We start from the raw sequence: 1,331 nt of genomic DNA, 5'->3' as shown, positions 1-1,331 counted from the left end.
CCTCCGATGCGCCGCGGGAGAAGGGCGTTAGCAACCCGAGGCGCCGCCGGACCCGCAAGGCCGCGGCCGCCGTGGAGGCGACCCCGGAGGCCTGATCCGGCACCGGGATCCGGGACTCGACCCGAGCCCGGCCCCCGGAAGCAACAGGAGCGACACCCCGACGGCCCGGCCCACCTCACGTGGGACCGGGCCGTCGGCGTCTTCGCCCACGGCCGCGAGCAGACCTCGCACGCGCCCCTGCCCCCGTCCTCCGCCCGTCCCCCTCCCCGTCCCGGCCGCCCGATAGCCTGCTCCCCATGAGCAGGCCTCCCACCTTCACCCCGCCCCCCGGCTCCCGCGCGTACTCTCTGCGCACCGCGCGTGGGAAGTTCGCCGTCGTCGACGCTCCCGTGGCCGCCGGTGTCGAGCCCCGGGGCGTCGCGCTGCTGCTGCCCGGGTTCACCGGGAGCAAGGAGGACTTCAATCCGCTGCACGTGGCGTTGGCGGAGCGCGGCTATCGCACCGTCGCGGTCGACGGCCGCGGGCAGTTCGAGTCGGACGGGCCGGAGCACGACGAATCCGCCTACGCGCAGGCCGAGTTGGCGCGGGACGTGCTGGCACAGACGGAGGCGCTCGGTACGCCCGTGCACCTGCTGGGGCACTCCCTGGGCGGGCAGATCTCGCGTGCGGCCGTGCTGATCGACCACTCCCCCTTCCGGTCGCTCACGTTGATGGCCTCGGGACCGGCCCAGATCTCCGTCTCCCAGCAGCAGCGCGTGAAGCTGCTGCGGGACGCCCTCTCCGTGATGTCGATGGCCGAGGTGTGGGAGGCCATGCGGGCCATGGAGGCACCGGAGGAGACGGAGACCGGGCAGCTCGACGGCGGTCTCGACGACCGGGAGGACCTGCGGCGCCGCTGGCTGGGCACCAGGCCGGCGCAACTCATCGCCACGGGGCGCCAGTTGTGCGTGGAGCCGGACCGGGTCGCGGAACTGGCCGCCGTGCCGCTGCCGTTCCACGTCCTGTCGGGTGCGCTCGACGACACCTGGCCGGTGACGCTCCTCGACGAGATGGCCATGCGGCTCGGGGCCCGCCGGACGGTGATCGAGGGCGCCGAGCACTCGCCCAACACCGACCGGCCGGCGGCCACCGCCCGCGCCATCGCCGACTTCTGGGACCAGGCCACCGAATAGGCCTCGGGCTAGGCCCCTGACCAGGCCTCCGGCTCCGGGCGCAGGTCCGCCGGACAGGCCGGCCCTAGGGCGTGTATCGAAAGTGAATCTTGCACGTGGGATGATCTTGGTTCGTGACGCGTGGTGATCTGACGGATGTGCAATGGGCGGTGCTGGAAC

General features: G+C 73.3%; 1 protein-coding gene. It reads left to right on the top strand.

Annotated elements, in window-relative coordinates; all coding sequences use genetic code 11:
- Positions 1–296: 296 nt before the first annotated feature.
- Positions 297–1,172 (top strand): alpha/beta fold hydrolase, encoded by an 876-nt coding sequence (locus ACWGKT_RS07725; protein WP_453272896.1) that lies wholly within the window; start codon positions 297–299, stop codon positions 1,170–1,172.
- The last annotated feature ends 159 nt before the right edge of the window (positions 1,173–1,331 follow it).

The organism is Streptomyces sp. NPDC054794 (genome assembly GCF_053611585.1).
Note: the sequence above shows the minus strand (reverse complement) of the source record. Positions and strands in the feature narration are given on the sequence as shown.